This is a genomic window from Arsenicicoccus sp. oral taxon 190, assembly GCF_001189535.1.
Taxonomy (GTDB): Bacteria; Actinomycetota; Actinomycetes; order Actinomycetales; family Dermatophilaceae; genus Arsenicicoccus.
In genome coordinates this window covers 357,782-379,066 of the sequence record NZ_CP012070.1, presented here as the reverse complement: position 1 = coordinate 379,066, position 21,285 = coordinate 357,782, and the positions used below count along the sequence as shown (strand labels likewise).

19 protein-coding genes are annotated in these 21,285 nt (G+C 74.1%); 14 read left to right on the top strand and 5 right to left on the bottom strand.

Annotation, left to right across the window (positions count from 1 at the left end; all coding sequences use genetic code 11):
- The first annotated feature begins 170 nt into the window (after positions 1–170).
- A complete protein-coding gene (locus tag ADJ73_RS01770) occupies positions 171–1,211 on the top strand; it encodes a helix-turn-helix domain-containing protein (protein WP_050346838.1) in 1,041 nt (346 codons plus the stop codon).
- Positions 1,212–1,303: 92 nt separating this feature from the next.
- Complete coding sequence (locus tag ADJ73_RS01765; RefSeq protein ID WP_050346837.1) at positions 1,304–2,596, top strand: adenylosuccinate synthase; 1,293 nt, start codon at positions 1,304–1,306, stop codon at positions 2,594–2,596.
- Between the two features lie 13 nt (positions 2,597–2,609).
- On the opposite strand, the gene ADJ73_RS01760 is transcribed toward ADJ73_RS01765, so the two are convergent.
- A complete protein-coding gene (locus ADJ73_RS01760; protein ID WP_050346836.1) occupies positions 2,610–2,942 on the bottom strand; it encodes a chorismate mutase in 333 nt (110 codons plus the stop codon).
- Between the two features lie 45 nt (positions 2,943–2,987).
- A complete protein-coding gene (locus ADJ73_RS01755; protein WP_050346835.1) occupies positions 2,988–5,210 on the bottom strand; it encodes a HelD family protein in 2,223 nt (740 codons plus the stop codon).
- 141 nt (positions 5,211–5,351) lie between these two features.
- Between ADJ73_RS01755 and purD the strand changes: the two genes are divergently transcribed.
- The 5 genes from purD to ADJ73_RS01730 all read left to right on the top strand — a co-directional run bounded on the left by purD (position 5,352) and on the right by ADJ73_RS01730 (position 12,693).
- Positions 5,352–6,623, top strand: a complete 1,272-nt coding sequence (gene purD, locus ADJ73_RS01750; RefSeq protein ID WP_050346834.1) for a phosphoribosylamine--glycine ligase — start codon at positions 5,352–5,354, stop codon at positions 6,621–6,623.
- An 11-nt stretch (positions 6,624–6,634) separates the two neighbouring features.
- Positions 6,635–7,645, top strand: coding sequence for a phosphoribosylaminoimidazolesuccinocarboxamide synthase (locus ADJ73_RS01745; protein ID WP_050346833.1), 1,011 nt, complete (start codon positions 6,635–6,637; stop codon positions 7,643–7,645).
- A gap of 120 nt (positions 7,646–7,765) precedes the next feature.
- Positions 7,766–8,191, top strand: coding sequence for a hypothetical protein (locus tag ADJ73_RS16785; protein ID WP_050346832.1), 426 nt, complete (start codon positions 7,766–7,768; stop codon positions 8,189–8,191).
- Positions 8,192–8,244: 53 nt separating this feature from the next.
- Positions 8,245–12,135, top strand: coding sequence for a phosphoribosylformylglycinamidine synthase (purL, locus tag ADJ73_RS01735; RefSeq protein ID WP_050346831.1), 3,891 nt, complete (start codon positions 8,245–8,247; stop codon positions 12,133–12,135).
- 3 nt (positions 12,136–12,138) lie between these two features.
- Entirely contained in the window at positions 12,139–12,693 is a 555-nt protein-coding gene (locus ADJ73_RS01730) for a protein-L-isoaspartate O-methyltransferase family protein (RefSeq protein ID WP_050346830.1), read from the top strand.
- Between the two features lie 95 nt (positions 12,694–12,788).
- Here ADJ73_RS01730 and ADJ73_RS01725 read toward each other — a convergent pair whose 3' ends face one another.
- Together ADJ73_RS01725 and ADJ73_RS01720 are read right to left on the bottom strand one after the other, a co-directional pair.
- Positions 12,789–13,625, bottom strand: a complete 837-nt coding sequence (locus tag ADJ73_RS01725; protein ID WP_156188065.1) for a spermidine synthase — start codon at positions 13,623–13,625, stop codon at positions 12,789–12,791.
- Between the two features lie 16 nt (positions 13,626–13,641).
- Positions 13,642–14,688, bottom strand: coding sequence for a zinc-dependent alcohol dehydrogenase family protein (locus ADJ73_RS01720; protein WP_050346828.1), 1,047 nt, complete (start codon positions 14,686–14,688; stop codon positions 13,642–13,644).
- 55 nt (positions 14,689–14,743) lie between these two features.
- Between ADJ73_RS01720 and ADJ73_RS01715 the strand changes: the two genes are divergently transcribed.
- From ADJ73_RS01715 to purM, 6 genes are all read left to right on the top strand, one after another.
- A complete protein-coding gene (locus tag ADJ73_RS01715) occupies positions 14,744–15,103 on the top strand; it encodes a sterol carrier family protein (RefSeq protein WP_050346827.1) in 360 nt (119 codons plus the stop codon).
- 85 nt (positions 15,104–15,188) lie between these two features.
- A complete protein-coding gene (locus tag ADJ73_RS01710) occupies positions 15,189–16,055 on the top strand; it encodes an LLM class flavin-dependent oxidoreductase (protein WP_050346826.1) in 867 nt (288 codons plus the stop codon).
- Between the two features lie 75 nt (positions 16,056–16,130).
- The gene (locus ADJ73_RS01705) at positions 16,131–17,216 is read left to right on the top strand and encodes a hypothetical protein (protein ID WP_156188064.1); all 1,086 of its coding nucleotides are present in this window, start codon (positions 16,131–16,133) and stop codon (positions 17,214–17,216) included.
- Between the two features lie 9 nt (positions 17,217–17,225).
- The gene (locus ADJ73_RS16780) at positions 17,226–17,561 is read left to right on the top strand and encodes a hypothetical protein (protein WP_156188063.1); all 336 of its coding nucleotides are present in this window, start codon (positions 17,226–17,228) and stop codon (positions 17,559–17,561) included.
- Positions 17,562–17,591: 30 nt separating this feature from the next.
- Positions 17,592–19,112, top strand: a complete 1,521-nt coding sequence (purF, locus tag ADJ73_RS01700; RefSeq protein WP_050346824.1) for an amidophosphoribosyltransferase — start codon at positions 17,592–17,594, stop codon at positions 19,110–19,112.
- 80 nt (positions 19,113–19,192) lie between these two features.
- A complete protein-coding gene (gene purM / locus ADJ73_RS01695) occupies positions 19,193–20,299 on the top strand; it encodes a phosphoribosylformylglycinamidine cyclo-ligase (RefSeq protein WP_050346823.1) in 1,107 nt (368 codons plus the stop codon).
- A 110-nt stretch (positions 20,300–20,409) separates the two neighbouring features.
- On the opposite strand, the gene ADJ73_RS01690 is transcribed toward purM, so the two are convergent.
- Positions 20,410–20,610: a DUF3073 domain-containing protein gene (locus ADJ73_RS01690; protein WP_050346822.1), complete on the bottom strand. Its 201-nt coding sequence runs from the start codon at positions 20,608–20,610 to the stop codon at positions 20,410–20,412.
- A gap of 404 nt (positions 20,611–21,014) precedes the next feature.
- On the opposite strand from ADJ73_RS01690, the gene ADJ73_RS01685 reads away from it, so the two are divergent.
- Entirely contained in the window at positions 21,015–21,233 is a 219-nt protein-coding gene (locus ADJ73_RS01685; protein ID WP_050346821.1) for a BldC family transcriptional regulator, read from the top strand.
- The last annotated feature ends 52 nt before the right edge of the window (positions 21,234–21,285 follow it).

The following is a 21,285-nucleotide window of genomic DNA, read 5'->3' as shown; positions in this document are numbered from 1 at the left end:
GCGTAACCTCGCTCCGCCCGCGTCCGCGACGTGGTGCTCAGTCACGTCGCTGCGTGGAGCACGGGCGATGTCTCCATTATGCCGACGCCGGCGCCCCGAGGGTGTCCCTTTTCGGTCAATGGCACTAACCTGTCACCGGTCCGGTGTAACACGCCCCTGGAGGAGGCCCGATGCCTGGGTTCCTGGCCGCCTTCGACATCGCCCCCGGGGGCGAGCGGCTCTACCGCCGGATCCTGCGGCACACGCCCGTCTCGCCGCCCGACCTCGCCGCCGAGCTGGGCTGGGACGAGGCCATGGTGCGCCGCACCGCGGCCCAGCTCGTCGAGAGCGGCCTGGTCACCGAGACCCGGGACGGGATGCTGGAGGCAGAGGACCCGCGCGCCGCCGTCGGCCGGCTCGTGGAGGGCGCCCTCGCGGACGTCCGGCGCCGGGAGGCCGAGCTGCACCGCACCCGCGGCTCGATCGCCCACTTCACCAACGACTTCCAGGACAAGGGGCGCCCCGGTCGGCGCCCCACCTGGGAGGTCGTCCCGACCGAGCTCGTCGCCGGCGTCGCCCTCGAGTCGATCCAGACGACCACCGGCCCCATCCGCTCCTCCGCCGTGACCGCGGAGTGGAGCCCCGAGGGCCTGGAGCAGCTCATCGGGCTCACCCGCGACACCGTCCGCTCGGGCCGCAGCAAGCGCTCCCTCTACCCCGTCTCGGCGCTGGCCTCGGCGTCGTCCCGCCGCTGGATCGCGCGGTTCGCCGCCGCGGGGGAGGAGCAGCGGCTGATCGCCGAGCCGCTGTCGGAGTTCGCGATCCTCGGCACCGACATGGTGCTGGCGACGGCCGAGTGGGGCGCCCTCGACGTCGACTACGTCAAGATCCGCGACCCCATGCTCGTGCAGGCCTTCACCCACCTCTTCGACCTGGCGTGGGCCCAGGGCATTGTCCCGCCCGACCAGGCCACCGACGGCGCCGACGAGCGCCGCCTGCTCACCCTGCTCGCCGCCGGCCACAAGGACGAGGCCATCGCGCGGCACCTCGGGGTGTCGCTGCGCACCGTGCGGCGGCGGCTGGCGCTGCTGATGGACGACCACGGCGTGGCCACGAGGTTCCAGCTCGGGATGGCGGTGGCGGGACGAGACCTGAGCCGGCCCGCGGCCGGTGGCGGCGGCGGGCAGGGGGGCGGCATACGAGGCGCGCAGCGCGGTCCCGTCCGGACGTGACGGGGGCGACGGCGTAAACTCCTGGGGCACGGGCGCCTGTCTCGTGCAGCCATGCAGGCAACTGCACAGACCACCGGAAGGCGACCATTCATATGCCAGGCATCGTGCTCGTCGGGGCGCAGTGGGGCGACGAGGGCAAGGGCAAGGCGACCGACCTGCTCGGGTCCGACATCGACTACGTCGTGAAGTTCAACGGCGGCAACAACGCCGGGCACACCGTCGTCATCGACGGCGAGAAGTACGCCCTGCACCTGCTGCCGTCGGGGATCCTCACCCCGGGCGTCACCCCCGTCATCGGCAACGGCGTCGTGGTGGACCTGTCGGTGCTCATGGAGGAGCTCGACGGGCTCGAGGCCCGCGGCATCGACACCTCCCGGCTGCGGATCAGCGCCAACGCCCACGTCATCGCGTCCTACAACACGACGATGGACAAGGTGGGGGAGCGATTCCTCGGCAAGCGCAAGATCGGCACGACGGGCCGCGGCATCGGCCCCACCTACGCCGACAAGATGAACCGCGTCGGCATCCGCGTCCAGGACCTCTTCGACGAGTCGATCCTGCGGCAGAAGGTCGAGGCCGCCCTGGTCTCCAAGAACCAGATGCTCACCAAGCTCTACAACCGCCGCGCGATCGAGGCCGAGGAGGTCGTGCAGGAGCTGCTGTCGTACGTCGACCGCCTGCGCCCCATGGTCGCCGACACCTCCCTGGAGATCTCCGAGGCCCTGGACGCCGGCAAGGTCGTGCTGTGCGAGGCGGGGCAGGCGACGCTGCTGGACGTCGACCACGGCACCTACCCCTACGTGACCTCCTCCAACGCGACCGCGGGCGGCGCGTGCACGGGCGCGGGCATCCCGCCGACCCGCATCGACCGGGTCATCGCGATCCTCAAGGCCTTCACCACCCGCGTCGGCGAGGGTCCCTTCCCGACCGAGCTGCACGACGAGGTGGGTGACCGGCTGCGCGAGATCGGCCACGAGTTCGGGACGACCACGGGTCGTCCGCGGCGCATCGGCTGGCTCGACGTCGTGATCGGTCGTTACGCCACCCGCATCAACGGTGTCACCGACTTCGTCATCACCAAGCTCGACAACCTCGACACCTTCGCCGAGATCCCGGTGTGCGTGGCCTACGAGATCAATGGCGAGCGGGTCGAGGAGATGCCGGTGTCGCAGAGCGACTTCCACCACGCGAAGCCGATCTACGAGGTGCTGCCCGGGTGGCAGCAGGACATCACGGGGTGCCGCACCTTCGAGGAGCTGCCCGACAACGCCCGCCGCTACGTGGAGTTCGTCGAGGCGCAGATCGGCGCCCGGGTCTCGGTCATCGGGGTCGGCCCCGGCCGCGACGAGGTGATCGTGCGGCACGACATGCTCGGCCGCGGCTGACGGACCCGGGCGGTCAGCGGCCGGGCTGCTCGCGCTCGCGGATCCGCTCGTGGTGGTGGATCACCTCGTCGATCACGAACCTCAGGAACTTCTCGCTGAAGCCCGGGTCGAGCTGCGCCGCCTCCGCCAGCCGCCGCAGCCGCGCGATCTGACGCTCCTCACGGTCCGGGTCCGCAGGCGGCAGCTCCGCGGTGGCCTTGTACTCCCCGACCTTCTGGGTGATCTTGAAGCGCTCGGCGAGCATGTGGATCAGCGCGGCGTCGATGTTGTCGATGCTCTGCCGGTAGGCCGCGAGGACCGGGTCGTCGCTCGCCTGCTCGGTCGACTGGTGCGCCTGCTCGCTCATGGCACCCGAGTCTGGCCCGCGCGCGCCGGCGCAGGTAGCCCCGTCTCAGCGTGCGTCGGCGGGCCGCACCACGGTCATGCGGTGGGCGGCGCGCGTGAGGACGACATACAGGGTCCGTATGCCGCCCGCCGTCTGCGCGACGATCGCGTCGGGGTCGACCACCACCGTGGCGTCGTACTCCAGCCCCTTGGTGGAGAGGGGGTCGATGGCGACGACGCGGTCGCCGAGGGGCTCGAGGTCGGGGCGCAGGTCGTCCCAGGAGGCCGGCAGGATCACCGTGACGAGGCCGTCGACCTCCTCGAGCAGCGCGCGGGCGGCCGCGACCACGTGGCCGGCGAGGTCGCGGCGCGGCACGGTCACGTCGACCGGCTCGACGCCGGTCTCGCGCACCGCCTGCGGGATGTCGGCGTCGGGGACCGCGGCCCGGATGACGCGGGAGGCGTAGTCGAAGATCTCGGCGGCGTTGCGGTAGTTGGTGGTCATGTGGAACCGCGCGGGTTCCTTGCCGCCCCAGGCCTCGTCGCGGGCCTCGGCGGCCTCGGCCGCGTCGGGCCAGGAGGCCTGCGCGGCGTCCCCGACGACTGTCCAGGAGCCCCACCGGCCGCGCCGCCCGAGGGCGCGCCACTGCATCGGCGAGACGTCCTGGGCCTCGTCGACGAGGACGTGGGCGTACTCGTCGACCTCGCCGATGCGCCCGGCGAGCAGCCGATCGCGCGCCGTGGCGGGGGCGAGCTCGGCGCGGGGCTCGACGGCCTCGAGCCGGTGGCGGCCGACGGTGACCTCGTGGACGCCGTGACGCTCGACGGCGTCCAGCTCCTCGATCTCGTAGAAGCCGCGCTCCTCCTGCTCCAGCTCGACGTAGGGACCGACGCGCGCCGCGACCTCGTCCACCAGCGCGACGTCGGCCACGGACCAGATGCCGGTGCGCAGCGCCACCTGCAGCGACGCCGCGACCTCGGCCTGCTCCTCGGGCGACAGCAGGCCCCGGGCGTGCCGGGCCAGGAGCTCGGGGTCGGCGAGCCAGAGCACCACCTCGCGCGGGTCGAGGGGGCGCCACCAGTCGCGCAGGAAGGCGTCGACCTCGAGGTGGTCGTCGTAGGCGTCGAAGAACTCCTCGCGGTCGCCGCCGTGCACGACCGACCACGCGGCCTCGCCGAGGGCCTGGTGGGCGGCGTCCCACGAGCCGTTGCGGCGCTGGTGGCGCAGCACGGTGCGGCGCACCCGGTCCAGCGCCCCGGCGTCCAGGCGCACCGGGTGGCCGGCGATCATGGTGCGGAGCTCGGTGGGGGCCAGGGGGTCTCGTCCCCGCGCCGCGCGGGCCAGGACGGCGCGCATCCGCAGCGACCCCTTGACGGCGGCCGCGGCGGGGGAGTCCAGCCGCTCGGTGGACATGCCGTCGACGAGGTCGCCGAGCGCCCGCAGCGCGACCGAGTCCTCGCCGAGGGACGGCAGCACCCGCTCGATGTAGGCGGTGTAGGCCGCGCTCGGCCCGACGACCAGCACCCCGCCGCTCTCGAAGCGGCGGCGGTCGGAGTAGAGCAGGTAGGCCGCCCGGTGCAGCGCCACGACGGTCTTGCCGGTGCCGGGGCCGCCGGTGATCTCGGTGACCCCACGGGCCGACGCCCGGATCGCCTCGTCCTGGTGCTGCTGGATCGTGGCCACGATGTCGCGCATCCGCGCCCCGCGGGATCGGGTCAGCGCCGCCATCAAGGCGCCGTCCCCGATCACCACCAGGTCGTCGGGGGCCTCCGGGACCATGAGGTCGTCCTCGACGCCCACCACCTGCGGGCCCCGGCAGCGCAGCACCCGGCGCCGCAGCACGCCCATCGGGTCCGCCGGGGTGGAGCGGTAGAACGGCGCCGCCGCGGGGGCGCGCCAGTCGATCACCAGCGGCTCGTAGTCCTCGTCACGGACCCCGAGGCGGCCGACATACCGGACCTCCCGGCCCTCGCCCGGACCGGCCGGGTGGTCGATGTCGAGCCGGCCGAAGACCAGGCCCTCGTGCTGGCTGTCGAGCGAGGCGCGGCGCCGGGCTGCGTTGAACATCAGGGCGTCCCGCTCGAAGAGCGCCGACGCCTCCTCGTCCCGCACGTCCCCCACCCGGTCGGTGCGACCCCGGCTCAGGCCCTCGGCCTCCAGCAGCCGGGCCCGCACCGAGGCGCGCTCCAGCTCGGCGTAGACCCGGTCCACGTGCGTCTGCTCGGTCGCGAGCTCGGCGTGCAGGAGGTCGTCGGCCGAAGGGGCGGTGCGTTGCTGGGAGTCCGTCACGAGTCCTCTCACCTGGTGCGCTGGGTCTGCGGGGCCACGGCCGCGTGAGCATCCGCGGCCGCCCACGGAATCTCCCACTCTATAGCGGGGTCGGCGCGAGCGCCGTCAGTCCGCGCGGGTCCAGCCACTAGGGTTGGCGACGTGAAGGTACTCGTCATCGGCACCGGTGCCCGTGAGCACGCCCTCGTCCACGCCCTGGCCCAGGACTCCGCCGTCGAGACGGTCGTCGCGGCCCCCGGCAACCCCGGCATCGACCAGGTGGCGCTGTGCCGCGACCTGCCGACCGGTATGACGGACGGGGCTGCGGTCGCCGACCTCGCCGTCGAGCTGGGCGTCGACCTCGTCGTGATCGGCCCCGAGGCGCCGCTCGTCGCCGGCGTGGCGGACACGGTGCGGCAGCGCGGCGTCGCGGTCTTCGGGCCCAGCGCGGCGGCCGCGCAGCTCGAGGGCTCCAAGGCCTTCGCCAAGGAGGTCATGGCGGCGGCGGGCGTGCCGACGGCGCTCGCCCACGTGTGCACCACCGAGGACGAGGTGGCGGCCGCGCTCGACGGCTTCGGTGCCCCCCACGTCGTCAAGGACGACGGGCTCGCCGCGGGCAAGGGCGTCATCGTGACCGACGACCGGGCGGCCGCCCTGGACCACGCCCGGGCCTGCCTGGCCAAGGCGGGCGGGCGCGTGGTCGTCGAGGAGTTCCTCGACGGGCCCGAGGCCAGCCTCTTCTGCATCTGCGACGGCGAGACCGTCGTGCCGCTGGCCCTGGCCCAGGACTTCAAGCGGGTCGGGGACGGCGACGCCGGCCCCAACACCGGTGGCATGGGCGCCTACTCGCCGCTGGACTGGGCCCCGGAGGGCCTCGTCGCCGACGTGGTCGCCCGGGTCGCGCAGCCGACCATCGAGGAGATGGCCCGCCGCGGCACACCGTTCGTGGGAGTGCTCTACGTCGGGCTCGCCCTCACCTCGCGGGGGCCGCGGGTCGTGGAGTTCAACGCGAGGTTCGGCGACCCCGAGACGCAGGTCGTGCTGGCGCGGCTGGCCACGCCGCTCGGCGCGGTGCTGTGGTCCGCCGCCGTCGGCACCCTCGACGAGCTGGCCCCCCTGCAGTGGCGCGACGAGGCGGCGGTGACCGTCGTCGTGGCCTCCGAGGGATACCCCGAGGCCCCGGTCACCGGGCGCCCCATCAGCGGCGTGGTGGACGTGCGCGACGCGTCGGTGCTCCACGCCGGCACCGCCCTGGACGCCGAGGGGCTGCTCGTGAGCGCCGGCGGCCGGGTGCTGTCGGTCGTCGCGCTCGGCCGCGACCTCGCCGAGGCCCGCGAGCGCGCCTACGCCGCGGTCGAGCGCATCGAGCTGCCCGGCTCCCACCACCGCACCGACATCGCCCTGGCTGCCCAGCGCGGCCAGATCTCCTGCTGACGAGGACCACCATGACCACGCCCCACCCCAGCAACAGCCCAAGCCCGAGCCCCAACCACAGCCCGAGCCCCAGCCCCAGCCCCAGCCTTCCTGGCTACCAGCACCTCTACTCCGGCAAGGTCCGCGACCTCTACGCCCCGCTGGACGCCCAGGGCCGCCCCCGCGAGGACCAGCTGCTGCTCGTCGCCAGCGACCGGATCTCCGCCTACGACTTCGTGCTCGACACCCCCATCCCCGACAAGGGCACGGTGCTGACCCAGCTCAGCCTGTGGTGGTTCGAGCAGCTGGCCGACATCCTGCCCAACCACGTGGTCAGCGCCGAGGTCCCCGAGGCCGTCGCCGGCCGCGCGGTGCTGGTCGAGCGGCTCGAGATGGTGCCGGTGGAGTGCATCGGCCGCGCCTACCTCACCGGCGGCGGCCTGGAGGAGTACTCCTCCACCGGGTCCGTCTGCGGCGTCCCGCTGCCGCCCGGCCTGACCGACGGCTCGCCGCTGCCCGCCCCGATCTTCACCCCTACCACCAAGGCCCCCGTCGGGGAGCACGACCAGCCGATGACCCACGCCGAGGTCGAGCAGCTCGTCGGAGCCCCGCTGGCCCGCCGGCTCGCCGAGCTGACGACGCGGATCCTGGCGCGGGGCAACGAGATCGCCCGCGACCGCGGGATCATCCTGGCCGACACCAAGGTGGAGTTCGGGATGCGCGGCGGGTCCGCCGCTCCTTCGGGGGCTGCAGCGTCCGAAGCGTCCACAGCGTCCCCTGACGACGTGGAGCTGGTCCTCGCCGACGAGGTGCTCACCCCCGACTCGAGCCGCTTCTGGCCGGCCGCGTCGTGGGAGCCGGGCCACCCGCAGGAGTCCTACGACAAGCAGTACGTCCGTGACTGGCTCACCTCCCCGGCCTCGGGCTGGGACCGCCGCTCCGGCGAGCAGCCCCCGGCGCTGCCGGACGAGGTCGTCGAGCGCACCCGCGCCAAGTACGTCGAGGCCTATGAGACGCTCACCGGGCGCCGCTTCCAGGCCTGACGCGGGCCCGCGGGGGTGAGGCGCACGTCATACGGCCTGAGCCGCACCCGGCCGGTCGAGCGCACCCCCTGCTCGATATCCTCGGGGCAGACCGCAGCCCGCGCCCCGAGGAGGCACGCCATGGCCCGCATCGTCGTCAACGTCATGCCCAGCGCCGACGGGCCGGACGCCGAGGGGCACGCGGCGTTGCCCCGGGCCGCCGAGCTGGGCTTCGCGGAGTTCACCCGGATCCGCCAGGGCCGCCGCTACGTGCTGAGCGTCCCGGGCGTGGTCACCGCGGCGCACCTGGCGCGGGCCGGCGAGCTCGGCGCCCAGCTGTCCCCGGAGGGCTTCGAGGTGACCGGCGTCCACCCCGAGGGGGCGAGCATCGTGGTCGGCGACCACGACGACGACTGGGACGCCTACGAGGACGGCATCGGCGCCATCGCCCCCATCCCCGAGGGCGCGGGGCGCCGCGAGGGCCGGACCACCACCCACCACGACGTCGAGCTCGACCACGGGGTCGAAGAGTTCGGCACCGGCGTCTACTCGGGCGAGGACGACTGACCTCACTCCGGTAGCCTGAGCACGCTTCGTCGCGTCGTCCTCAGGAGACCCCCATGCCCTCGCCCGACCACGTCCTCACCGTCGTCGAGGGGGGCCGGGCCCTGTCGGACTTCCGGACCGCCGGACTCCTCGCCCGGGTGCAGGCCGTCGTCCCGCAGGTGACCGGGCTGGAGGCGCGGCACGTCCACTGGGTGGCCAGCGAGAGCGCGCTCACCCCCGCCGAGACCGCCACCCTGGAGCGGCTGCTCACGTATGGCGACCCCGCCACCGGCCCCGCCCGCGGCACCCTCGTGGTCGTCGCCCCCCGGCTCGGGACGGTCTCGCCGTGGGCGTCCAAGGCCACCGACATCGCGCACAGCTGCGGCCTGGACGTGGCCCGGGTCGAGCGGGTCACCGAGGTGTGGCTGGCCGGTCCCGAGCTGTCCGACGCCGACTGGGTGGCGTGCGCGGCGGTGCTGCACGACCGGATGACCGAGACGGTGCTCGCGTCCCGGGCCGAGGCGGCGGCGCTCTTCGCCACCCGCCCGGCCGAGCCGATGGAGCACGTCGACGTGCTGGGCGCCGGGCGCGAGGCGCTGCTGGAGGCCGACGTGCGCTTCGGGCTGGCGCTGTCCGAGGACGAGGTCGACTACCTCGTCGAGGCGTTCACGGGGCTGCGGCGCAACCCGACCGACGTCGAGCTGATGATGTTCGCCCAGGCCAACTCCGAGCACTGCCGGCACAAGATCTTCAACGCCGACTTCGTGATCGACGGTGAGCCGCAAGGGCGTTCGCTCTTCGGGATGATCCGGCACACCGAAGAGGTCAACGGCCAGGGCACCGTCGTCGCCTATGCCGACAACGCCTCGGTGATGGAGGGCGGACGCCGCGTGCGGTGGCTGCCGGACTCCCAGGACGGCCCCGGGGTCTACGGCCCGGTCGAGGACGACGTGCACGTCCTGATGAAGGTCGAGACCCACAACCACCCGACCGCCATCTCACCCTTCCCGGGCGCGGCCACGGGCGCGGGCGGGGAGATCCGCGACGAGGGTGCGACCGGGCGCGGCTCGGCCCCCAAGGCGGGGCTGTCGGGTTTTGCGGTCAGCAACCTGCACCTGCCCGGCACCGACGAGCCGTGGGAGCGCTCGCCGTATGGCGCACCCTCCCACCTGGCCTCGCCGCTGCAGATCATGGTCGAGGGGCCGATCGGGGCGGCGGCCTTCAACAACGAGTTCGGGCGGCCGGTGCTCGGGGGCTTCTTCCGGGTCTACGAGCAGACCGTCGACGGGGTGCGTCGCGGCTACCACAAGCCGATCATGAGCGCCGGCGGCCTCGGCACCATCTCGGCGTCGCAGACCGCCAAGGTCACCTTCGAGCCGGGCACCCTGCTGGTGCAGCTCGGCGGCCCGGGCATGCGCATCGGGATGGGCGGCGGCGCCGCCTCCTCGCTCGCCGCGGGCGCCAATGCCGCCGAGCTCGACTTCGACTCGGTGCAGCGCGGCAACCCCGAGATCGAGCGCCGCGCGCAGGAGGTCATCACCCACTGCTGGGCGCTCGGCGACGACAACCCGATCCTGGCGATCCACGACGTCGGCGCGGGTGGGCTGTCCAACGCCTTCCCCGAGCTGGTGGACGGCGCCGGGCTGGGCGCCCGCTTCGACCTCGCGGCGGTGCCGCTCGAGGAGAGCGGCCTCGCGCCCAAGGAGATCTGGTGCAACGAGTCGCAGGAGCGCTACGTCGTCGCGATCGCGCCCTCGTCGCTGTCGCTGCTCGCCTCCCTCGCTGACCGGGAGCGGTGCCCGTGGGCGGTCGTGGGCGTGGCCACCGACGACGGTCAGCTGCGGCTCACCGACGACCGGCTCGACGACGACCTGGCCCAGCCGGTCGAGCAGCGCGCGATCGACATGCCCATGGAGGTGCTGCTCGGCAAGCCGCCGCGCATGACCCGCGACGTGAGCCGGGTCGACCGACAGGGGGACTCGCTCGACGTCGATGCCCTCGACGTGCGCGAGGCGGCCTACGCCGTGCTGCGGCACCCCACCGTCGCGTCCAAGCGCTTCCTCGTCACCATCGGGGACCGGACCGTCGGCGGCCTCACCCACCGCGACCAGATGGTCGGGCCCTGGCAGGTGCCGGTGGCCGACGTCGCCGTGACCCTCGGCGACCTCGTCGGTCTCGCCGGGGAGGCGATGGCGAGCGGGGAGCGCATGCCGCTTGCGGCGATCGACGCCCCCGCCTCCGGCCGGATGGCGGTCGGCGAGGCCATCACCAACCTGATCGCGGCGCCCGTCGACCTGCCGCGCGTGAAGCTGTCGTGCAACTGGATGGCCGCGTGCGGCGAGGAGGGCGAGGACGCCGCGCTCTACGACACCGTCGAGGCCGTCGCGATGGAGCTTTGCCCGGCGCTCGGCATCGGGGTGCCGGTCGGCAAGGACTCGCTGTCGATGCGCACCCGGTGGACCGCCGAGGCCGGGGAGGCCCGGCAGGTCACGTCGCCGGTCTCGCTGGTGGTGACGGCCTTCGCGTCGCTGGACGACGTCCGCGGCACCCTCACCCCGCTGGTCCTGCCCGGGTTGGCCCTGGTCCTGGTCGACCTCGGTGACGGGGCCGACCGGCTCGGGGGTTCGGTGCTGGCTCAGGTCAACGACCGTTTCGGCACGCAGGTCCCGGACCTGGACGACCCCTCCCGCCTCGTGGCCCTGGCCTCCGCCGTCGCCGAGCTGCGGGCCGAGGGCCTGGTCACCGCCTACCACGACCGCTCCGACGGCGGCCTGTGGGCGACCGCGTGCGAGATGGCCTTCGCCTCGGCGCAGGGCCTCGAGCTCGAGGTGCCGTCCGTGGCGGCGCTCTTCGCCGAGGAGCTCGGCGCCGTGCTGGGCTGCCGCGCCGAGGACGCCGACCGCGTGGTCGCCGTGCTCGACTCCCACGGTCTCGGCGGCCTCACCACCGTGGCTGGCCGCACCCTCGAGGAGCGTCGGGTGCGGGTGCTCGGCCCCGACCGCGAGCCGCTCCTCGACGAGCCGCTGCGCGACCTCGCCCAGGCGTGGGACGAGGTGTCCTGGCGGATCGCCCGGCTGCGCGACGACCCCGCCTGCGCCGACGAGGAGCACGCCGCCGTGGGCGCCCCGGTCACGGGTCTGGTGGTGGCCCCCAGCTTCGACCCCGGTGACGACGTGGCGGCGGCATACGTGCACCGCGGCGCGCGCCCGCGCGTCGCGATCCTGCGCGAGCAGGGGGTCAACTCGCACGTGGAGACGGCCTTCGCCTTCGACCGCGCCGGCTTCGAGACCCTCGACGTGCACATGACCGACCTGCAGGCAGGGCGGTTCTCGCTGACCGACGTGGTGGGTCTGGTCGCGGCGGGCGGGTTCTCGTACGGCGACACCCTCGGCGCCGGGGCCGGCTGGGCCCGGTCGGTGCTGCTCGACCCCCGACTGACCGACCAGTTCCGCGAGTTCTTCACGCGCACCGACACCTTCGGGCTCGGCATCTGCAACGGCTGCCAGATGTTCGGCGAGCTCGCCGAGCTCGTCCCCGGCGCCGAGGCCTGGCCCCGCTGGTCGCGCAACCGCAGCGAGCAGTACGAGGCGCGCCTGTCCCAGGTGGAGGTCCTCGACAGCCCGTCGCTGTTCTTCGACGGGATGGCGGGGTCGCTGCTGCCGATCGCCGTGGCGCACGGCGAGGGCCGCGCCGACTTCTCGCGGCACGGCTCCGAGACCGACGTGGTCCGGGCGCTGCGCTACGTCGACGGCGCGGGCGCGCCCGCCACGACCTACCCGACCAACCCCAACGGGTCCCCGGGCGGGCTGACGGCGGTGACGACGCCGGACGGGAGGTTCACCGCGATGATGCCGCACCCCGAGCGGGTGCAGCGCAACGCCCAGATGTCGTGGACCGACGGCCCGGTCGACGAGGCGAGCCCCTGGCTGCGGATGTTCCGCAACGCCCGGCGGGCGCTCGGCTGAGCCATGGACCCGGTGGCGGCGGCCTTCGCCGCGACCGGGCGGGCAGGCTTCCTCCCGCCCGGCGCCGGTGACCCGACGCTGGACGCCCCGATCCCGATAGGCCACGGCCAGACCAACTCCCAGCCGAGCACCGTCGCGGCGATGCTGCGCCTGCTCGACGTCCGCGCCGGTCAACGGGTCCTCGACGTCGGCTCCGGGTCGGGCTGGAGCACGGCCCTGCTCGCCCACCTCGTGGGACCCACCGGGGTCGTCACCGGCGTGGAGATCGAGCCCGACCTCGTCGAGCGGGGAGCCCGCAACCTCGCGGCCACCGGCCAGCCGTGGGCGACCATCACCGCGGCGTTGCCGGGAGTGCTCGGCCTGCCCGACGCCGGGCCCTACGACCGGATCCTGGTGTCCGCCATGCCGCGCCGGCTGCCGCAGCAGCTCGTGGACCAGCTGGCCACGCCCGGGCGGCTGGTCATCCCCGTCGCCGGGGAGATGGTGCTGGTCGAGCGGCACCGGGGCGGGACCCGCACCAGCCGGCACGGCTACTACCGGTTCGTGCCGCTGCGCTGACAGCCCCCGGACACCCGGACGCAGGTGCCGCTGCGGCGGCGCAGGTCAGGGCATGTCGGGGCAGGTCAGCACGAGTCAGGGCAGATCGGCGCAGGTCAGCGCAGCCGCCACCGGCCGAGGGTGGGGGGCGGCGGCGAGGACGCGGCGTCCGGGTCCGCGGCGGCCGTCGCGTCGGTCAGCGCCCGCACCGACCGCACCCGGCCGGCCAGCTCGGCGCCCGAGCGCACCCCGGTCGGGAAGGGTGAGCGCGCCGCGCGCCGCCGGATCCCGTCGACGTCCAGCACCCCCGCGGTCGCCACCAGCACCGAGTTGCCGAACCGTCGCCCCTTCAGCACCTCGTGCGTCGCCACCACGCACTGCCCGGCCAGCCCGGCGGCGGACGCACCGGCGGCCACGGCCGCGACGTAGCGTCCCGCGGGCTCGTCGGCCAGGTTGAGCAGGACCACCCCACCGGGCGACAGCACCCGGGCCACGTCGGTCAGGAACTCCACCGTCCCGAGCTCGGGCGGGACGCGGCCGTCGGCATACGCATCGACGACGACGACGTCCGCGGAGGCGTCCCGCAGCGCCGCGACGCCGGACCGCCCGTCGACCGGCCGCACCCGGATCCGGTGCCGTCTCGGCAGCGGCAGCTCGCGCCGGACCACCTCGGTGAGCGCGGCGTCCGGCTCGAGCACGATCTGCGGCGAGCCCGGCCGGGTCGCCTCGACGTAGCGCGCCAGGGACAGCCCGGCCCCACCGACGTGCGTGACCGCGAGCGGCCCGTCGGGCAGCGCGTCGAGCACCCCCGCGAAGTGCTGGACGTACTCGAAGGCGAGCACCGTCGGGTCGTCCAGGTCCACGAAGGACTGGGGGTGCCCGTCGCGCATCACCGTCGCGGCCCGACCCGCCCGACCGGTCACCCAGTCGAGCCGTATGCCGTTGTCGCTCACCACGTCTCGCGGGCCGTCACGGCGTGAGCAGCACCTTGGTGGCGCGGCGCTCGTCCATGGCGCGGTAGCCCTCGGCCACGTCGTCCAGCGGCAGCGTCAGGTCGAAGACCCGGCCCGGGTCGATGCGGCCGTCGAGGACCCGCCCGAGCAGGTCGGGCAGGTAGGCGCGGACCGGGGCCATGCCGCCGCGCAGCCCGATGTTCTTGCGGAACATCCGCTCCATCGGGGCCTCGCCGCCGTGCGGCACCCCGACGAAACCGACCATGCCGCCCGGCCGCGCCGACGCGAAGGCCTGCGCCATGGAGTCCTTCGTGCCGACGCACTCGAGCACCGCGTGGGCCCCGAAGCCGCCGGTCAGCTCGTGCACGCGGGCGGCGCCCTCGTCGCCGCGCTCGGCCACGACGTCGGTCGCCCCGAAGTCGCGGGCGATCTGCTGGCGGGCCTCGTGCCGGGACATCGCGATGATCCGCTCGGCGCCCAGCTCCCGCGCCGCGAGCACGCCGCACAGCCCCACAGCGCCGTCGCCGACGACCGCCACGGTTGACCCCTCGCGCACCCCCGCGGACACCGCCGCGTGCCACCCGGTGGCCATGACGTCCGAGAGGGTCAGCAGCGAGGGCAGCAGGTCGTCCGAGGGCATCTCGGGGGTGGCGACGAGGGTGCCGTCGGCGAGCGGCACCCGGAGGTACTCCGCCTGGCAGCCGCCCACCGGCAGCCCGGCGCGGTCGGGGGACCCGTAGTAGCCGACCTGCACGCAGGCGCTCTGGACGCCCTCGCGGCAGATCTCGCAGGTGTTGTCGGAGTACGTGAACCCGCCCACCACGAACTCCCCGGCCCGCACCGAGCGGACCTCGTCGCCGACGGCCTCGACGACGCCGACGTACTCGTGCCCGATGGGGTGCGGCTCGTCCGTCGGGTTGACGCCGCGGTAGGGCCACAGGTCGGAGCCGCAGATGCAGGAGCGCACCACGCGGATCACGGCGTCGGTGGGCGCCAGCACGGACGGGTCGTCGGCCTGCTCGAGGCGGATGTCCCGGGGGGCGTGGATCATCGTTGCTCTCATGCCTGCATGGTGGCACGGCGCCGCGCGGGTCCGCGGGTCTGCCAGGATGCTGGACATGCCGCCCCGTCGCCGTGTCCCCGTCACCCAGGGCCGGGAGGCGCTCGCCGCCTGGCAGGCCGACCCCGCGGCGCCGCGCCCGGTCGTCGCCACCGCGGTCCGCTACACCCTGGAGGAGCTCGGGGTCCGCCAGCCCGGGCGGTCCGTCGAGGTGCGGGTCCCGCCCTTCGGCGCGGTGCAGTGCGTCGCCGGCCCGGTCCACACGCGCGGCACCCCGCCGAGCACCGTCGAGACCGACTCCGGCACCTGGCTGGAGGTCGCCACGGGCACCCTGGCCTGGGACGACGCGGTGGCCGCCGGCCGCGTCCGCGCGAGCGGCCAGCGGTCCTCGCTGGCCCCCTACCTGCCCCTCACCTAGTCCGACCCGCACCGGGGCCGTATGCCGCAGCCCCCGTCGCGGCAGGCCCCCGGCATACGAGCACCCACCCCGCGAGGAGCGAGACATGACCCCATCACCGGACCGGCCGCGGATCGGCGTGACGATCCTGCCGGAGCTGCGCTGGCGCGACGCCGAGCCGCGGTGGCGGGCGGCGGAGGAGATGGGCTTCGCCCACCTGTGGACCTACGACCACCTGACATGGAGCGGGTTGCCGGACTCGCCGTGGTTCGGGACGGTGTCCACGCTGACGGCGGCGGCGCTGGTGACCGAGCGCGTGGGGATCGGGACCTTCGTGGCGTCGCCCAACTACCGCCACCCGGGCGCCTTCGTGCGGGACGTGCTGGCGCTCGACGACATGTCCGACGGGCGGCTGCTGCTCGGCATCGGCACCGGCGGCGACCTGGACTCCCGCACGCTCGGCGGCCCCGAGCTCGGCATCCGCGAGCGGGTGGACCGGTTCGAGGAGTTCGCGCGGCTGCTGGACCGGCTGCTGCGGGAGGACCACGTCGACCACCGCGGGACCTATTTCACCTGCGAGGACGTGCGGACGCTGCCGGTCCCGCAGACCCGGCCGGCGCTGGTGATGGCCGGCAACGGGCCCCGCTCGCAGCGGCTGGCCGTGGAGCTCGGCGACGCCTGGGCGACCACGGGGAGGCACGGCGACGACCTCGCCGCCTGGTGGCGGTCCCTGGCGGAGCTGGCCTCCCGGATGGACGACCTCGGCCCCCGGGAGGGCTTCCGGCGATACGTCCACGTCGACCCGGCGGCGAGGTTCTCGCTGTCGTCGGCGGCGTGGTTCGACGAGGTCGCCGGCCGGTGCGGGGAGCTCGGCTACACCGACCTCGTCACCCACTGGCCGCGGCCGGACGGCCCCTACGCCGGGGACGTCGCGGTGCTCGAGGAGGTCGCGCAGCGCCACTGCCAGGGCTGATCGGTGGGCGCCCGGTGCTCACGGCCGCGGGCGGGCGCGTAGGCTCAGGCGACGTCCAGCGATGAAGGGGGACCCGTGAGCGGTGAGGGATGCTTCTGCTACGTGGTGATGTGCCACACCGACCCGGCCGGCATCGCGCGCACCCTGCGCAGCATCCGCCGGCTCAGCCCGGGCGCCGACATCGTCGTGCGGCACAGCGTGCCCGGCCTCGTCACGCCCGAGCTGCTGGACGAGGTGGGCGCGACGGCGCTGCGCAGCGAGATCCAGATCGTCTGGGGTGACTGGACGATGACCCGGGCCGCCCTGGAGGCCCTCGAGCGCGCGCGCGGTGTCAGCGACGCCGACCACGTCGTGCTGGTGTCCGGCCAGGACCACCCGATCCGCGACCTCGCCGCGTGGGAGGAGCAGGTCCGCGCCGACGGCGGTGACGCCATGCTGGACGTCTTCCCGCCGATGACCGACGACTGGCACTACCGCTGGTGGCTGCTCGACCCGCCCCACGTGGGGCCGGTGCTGGCCCGCCGCGGCCTCAAGTGGGGCTGGCGCCACGTCGCCCCCTCCCTGCGGTCGGCGCTCATGCTCTACCAGGGTCGCCGGGACCCCCGGTGGATTCTCGGCATCCGCCGCCCCGGGCCGGCCCGCCGCGAGCCGCCGGTCGCCGTGCTCAAGGCCAGCCTGTGGATGACGCTGTCCGCCCGCGCCGTCGACAGCGTCCTCGCCCGCCACCGCGCCGGGGGACCGGTGCTCCGGTTCTTCGAGCGCGTCCGGATCCCCGACGAGTCCTACCTGCAGTCCCTGCTGCTCGCCGATCCGCAGCTGCGGATCATCGACTGCCCCACCGCCTACGCCTACTTCCCCTACGACCACTGGAGCCCGGCCTGGGTGGACGCCGAGCAGCTCGCCCGGGCGGCGCGGACGCCCGCGGCCTTCGCGCGCAAGGTGCCCGAGGACGTCACCCCCGAGCTGGTCGCCGCGATGGAGGCGCTGACCCGACGACCCGCCGCGGAGGTGCCGCCGGTGCGGGACGCGGAGGTGGGGGAGGCCAAGCTCACCGGCGCGGAGCTGCGCCCCGGGGAGCCGCCGGTGGCCACCGGCCTGCCGCCGCGGGTCGGGCCCGGGGCCGCCCTCGGCGGCGGCCGTCCGGTGCTCGCGCGCCGCTAGACTGCCCGGGTGAGCGACGACCCCACCACCCGACCGGCGCAGCCGGCCTCCGCGTCCCAGACGGATGGGGGTGCTTCGTCGGCTGGGGCGGCTCCGCCGGCTGGACCCGCTCGGTCGGCTCGGCCGCGGCGCGGCCAGCCGATCTTCGCCCGGTTCATCATCGCGGGCGCCGTCGTCGGGGTGATTCTGATGACGCTGGTCGCCCAGCTCGCCGAGGGCCACAACGAGCCCAGCCACGTCGCCTACAGCCTGGGCCGCACCCTCGCCTACTTCGCCGTGATCGGCGGTGGGCTCGGGGCCCTGGCCGGGGCTGTCGTGGCGCTGCTGCTCGACCGGCGGCGCTGACCGCCGCCGCAGCTGTGGGAGACTGACGCCGTGGCACGAGGCGACGGTCGACTCAATCACGACATCCTCCCCGGCGAGTCCGGCCCGCAGGACGCCTGCGGCGTCTTCGGGGTGTGGGCACCCGGCGAGGAGGTCGGCAAGCTCACCTACTACGGCCTCTACGCGTTGCAGCACCGCGGCCAGGAGTCCGCGGGCATCGCCACCTCCGACGGGTCGCGGATGCTCGTCTACAAGGACATGGGGCTGGTGTCCCAGGTCTTCGACGAGGCCTCGCTGACCCCGCTGCACGGGCACCTCGCGATCGGCCACACCCGCTACTCGACCACCGGCGCCAGCCGGTGGGAGAACGCCCAGCCCACCCTGGGCGGCACCGAGCACCACACCATCGCCCTCGCCCACAACGGCAACCTCATCAACACCGAGGAGCTCCGCGAGGTCCTCGCCCAGCGGCACGTCGACGGCTACGGCGAGGCGGGCGGCGAGCTGCGCCGCGGCAACACCACCGACACCGCGATCATCACCTCGCTGCTCGGCAGCCGCGCCGAGGACGTCAGCCTCGAGGAGGCCGCCGTCCGGGACCTGCCGCTGGTCCAGGGCGCCTACTGCTTCGTCTTCATGGACGAGCACACCCTCTACGCCGCGCGCGACCCGCAGGGCGTGCGGCCCCTCGTCATCGGCCGCCTCGAGCGCGGCTGGGTGGTCGCGTCGGAGACCGCCGCCCTCGACATCGTCGGGGCGAGCTTCGTGCGCGAGGTCGAGCCCGGCGAGCTCGTCGTCGTCGACGAGATCGGGCTGCGGACCCGCAGGTTCGCCGAGCCGGCACCCAAGGGCTGCGTCTTCGAGTACGTCTACCTGGCCCGGCCCGACACCACCATCGCCGGGCGCGGCGTCTACGAGGCCCGGGTCGAGATGGGCCGCCGGCTCGCCCAGGAGCACCCCGTCGAGGCGGACATGGTCATGCCCTCCCCGGAGTCCGGGACGCCCGCCGCCATCGGCTACGCCGAGGAGTCGGGCATCCCCTACGGCCAGGGCCTGGTCAAGAACGCCTACGTCGGGCGCACCTTCATCGCCCCCTCCCAGACTATCCGCCAGCTCGGGATCCGCCTCAAGCTCAACCCGCTCAAGGAGGTCATCCGCGGCAAGCGACTCGTCGTCGTCGACGACTCCATCGTGCGCGGCAACACCCAGCGCGCCCTCGTGCGGATGCTGCGGGAGGCCGGAGCGGCGGAGGTGCACGTGCGGATCTCCTCCCCGCCGGTGCGCTGGCCCTGCTTCTACGGCATCGACTTCGCCAGCCGTGCCGAGCTCATCGCCACCGGCATCGACGTCGAGGGCGTCCAGCAGGCCATCGGCGCTGACAGCCTCGGCTACATCTCCGAGGACGCCATGGTGGAGGCGACCCGCCAGGACCGCGACCGGCTCTGCACCGCCTGCTTCTCCGGGCACTACCCCCTCGGCGTCCCCCGGGACCAGGAGAAGGTGCTCGGCACGCCGCGGGAGGCCGACACCCCGCGAGGCGCACCGGCGGCGACCGTGACGGCACCGGCCTGAGGGCGGCGGCGGTCCGCCATACACGCTCCCGGCCGGGACCGGCCGGACAGTCCCACCCACCACCACCCGAGAGGTCACCCGTGAGCGACCCGATCACGTATGCATCCGCCGGCGTCGACGTCGAGGCCGGCGACCGGGCCGTCGAGCTGATGAAGGCCTCGGTGCGGCGCGCGACCCGGCCGGAGGTGCTGGGCGGGCTCGGCGGCTTCGCCGGGATGTTCGACGCGTCCGCGCTGGCGGGCATGCGGCGGCCCGTCCTCGCCACGTCCACGGACGGGGTGGGGACCAAGGTGGCCGTGGCGCAGGCGATGGACGTCCACGACACCATCGGCTACGACCTGGTCGGGATGGTGGTCGACGACATCGTGGTCTGCGGCGCCGAGCCGCTCTTCATGACCGACTACATCGCGACCGGCAAGGTCGTCCCCGAGCGGATCGCCGCGATCGTCTCCGGCATCGCGGCCGCCTGCGAGCAGGCGGGTGTCGCCCTGGTCGGCGGCGAGACGGCCGAGCACCCCGGGCTGCTGGACCCCGACGAGTACGACTGCGCGGGCGCCGCCACGGGCGTCGTCGAGCACGACGAGGTCCTCGGACCGCAGCGGGTGCACCCCGGCGACGTCGTGCTCGGGATCGGGTCCTCCGGGCTGCACTCCAACGGCTACTCGCTGGTGCGGCGGGTCTTCGCCGCCGCCGGCTGGGACTACGACCGGGAGGTGCCCGAGCTGGGTGGCCGGCTGGGGGAGACCCTGCTGACCCCGACCCGGGTCTACGCCCGGGACCTGCTGGCGCTGATCCGCACCGACGGCGTCGACGTGCACGCCCTCTCGCACGTGACCGGCGGAGGGCTCGCCGCCAACCTCGCGCGGGTGCTGCCGCAGGGCGTGCTCGCAACCGTCGACCGGGCGACGTGGACGCCGGCGCCGATCTTCGCGCTGGTGCAGCAGCTCGGCGGCGTGCCGCAGGCCGACCTCGAGCGCACCCTCAACATGGGCGTCGGCTTCGTCGCGGTCGTGAGCGAGGCCTCCGCGGACCGCGCGCTCGAGGTGCTGGCCGGCCAGGGGCTGACCGGATGGGTGCTGGGCGAGGTGACGGACGGGACCACGCCGCGGCCCGGCGACGAGGTCGTGCAGGGCGCCAAGGGCGTCGACGGTGGCGCGGTGCAGGTGGTGGGGGCGCACCCGCGCTGAGGCCCCCACTGTCGGTGAGATCGGACGACGGCTCGCGTCACCGAGCCGGACGGCGCGCAGCGACGCCCCAGGTCAACGGGATCGTGCGAGGCGCGCGGGCTGCCGAGGGGTCAACGCCCTCCGGCGGCCCACCGGTCGTAGTCGTCGTAACCGTCATCGTCGTCATCCTGCGCGAACCGGGACTGCCCGGAGTCGTGCTGCGACGATGCGTGTAGTTCTCGCTCAAGCGCACTCAGGTCGGTGTCGGGAGAGAAGTACTTCAGCTCCCGGGCAACCTTTGTCTGCTTGGCCTTGGCCCGGCCGCGCCCCATGGCGTGACCCCCTCGCGCGTCTGCCGGAGTGGCATCGCTGGCTGCGGCTGACGGCCGTAGCGCGCGGAGCGACCCCGGGAATCTCGTGTCTTCGTGAGGGACACGCTACATGCTGGGAGGCCGATCTGTGGAGTTGACCACCCGGGGCGCCGGAGCGGCACGCACGCTCGGTGACTGGCGGTAGCGTCATGGATGAGGGCACCCGGGTTCAAATACACCCAATCGGGGGTCTATTCTTACTTAGACCGCTCAAATGTCACATTACGTAGTAGCGTCAGCGAGCAACAGGACCCGGCTGCTCCCAGCGCCAACTACCGAGGGTGACCTCGGGCTGGGCTGTGGTCCGGGGGAGAGGTCCATCAGGACGCGAGGTCGCCGTGCCTCGACGAGTACGGGGAGAACACATGCCGCACCGGGAGCAGGACAGCGAGAAGCTGCTGACGCCCGCCGAGGTCGCTGAGCTGTTCCGGGTCGACCCCAAGACGGTCACCCGCTGGGCGAAGGCCGGCAAGCTCAACTCCATCCGCACGCTGGGGGGTCATCGGCGGTACCGGGAGAGCGAGATCCGGCAGCTTCTGGACGGCGTCTCCGACGGTGGACGGGTCGGCCACGTCGCGTCCTGAGGACGTTCTATCAGTCATAGACTGATAGAAGCCTGATTATCAGATATTCTGG

Coding starts and splice junctions, on each gene's coding strand:
- ADJ73_RS01770 (WP_050346838.1), top strand. CDS start 171: ATGCCTGGGTTCCTGGCCGCCTTCGACATCGCCCCCGGGGGCGAGCGG.
- ADJ73_RS01765 (WP_050346837.1), top strand. CDS start 1,304: ATGCCAGGCATCGTGCTCGTCGGGGCGCAGTGGGGCGACGAGGGCAAG.
- ADJ73_RS01760 (WP_050346836.1), bottom strand. CDS start 2,942: ATGAGCGAGCAGGCGCACCAGTCGACCGAGCAGGCGAGCGACGACCCG.
- ADJ73_RS01745 (WP_050346833.1), top strand. CDS start 6,635: ATGACCACGCCCCACCCCAGCAACAGCCCAAGCCCGAGCCCCAACCAC.
- ADJ73_RS16785 (WP_050346832.1), top strand. CDS start 7,766: ATGGCCCGCATCGTCGTCAACGTCATGCCCAGCGCCGACGGGCCGGAC.
- purL (WP_050346831.1), top strand. CDS start 8,245: ATGCCCTCGCCCGACCACGTCCTCACCGTCGTCGAGGGGGGCCGGGCC.
- ADJ73_RS01730 (WP_050346830.1), top strand. CDS start 12,139: ATGGACCCGGTGGCGGCGGCCTTCGCCGCGACCGGGCGGGCAGGCTTC.
- ADJ73_RS01720 (WP_050346828.1), bottom strand. CDS start 14,688: ATGAGAGCAACGATGATCCACGCCCCCCGGGACATCCGCCTCGAGCAG.
- ADJ73_RS01715 (WP_050346827.1), top strand. CDS start 14,744: ATGCCGCCCCGTCGCCGTGTCCCCGTCACCCAGGGCCGGGAGGCGCTC.
- ADJ73_RS01710 (WP_050346826.1), top strand. CDS start 15,189: ATGACCCCATCACCGGACCGGCCGCGGATCGGCGTGACGATCCTGCCG.
- ADJ73_RS01690 (WP_050346822.1), bottom strand. CDS start 20,610: ATGGGGCGCGGCCGGGCCAAGGCCAAGCAGACAAAGGTTGCCCGGGAG.
- ADJ73_RS01685 (WP_050346821.1), top strand. CDS start 21,015: ATGCCGCACCGGGAGCAGGACAGCGAGAAGCTGCTGACGCCCGCCGAG.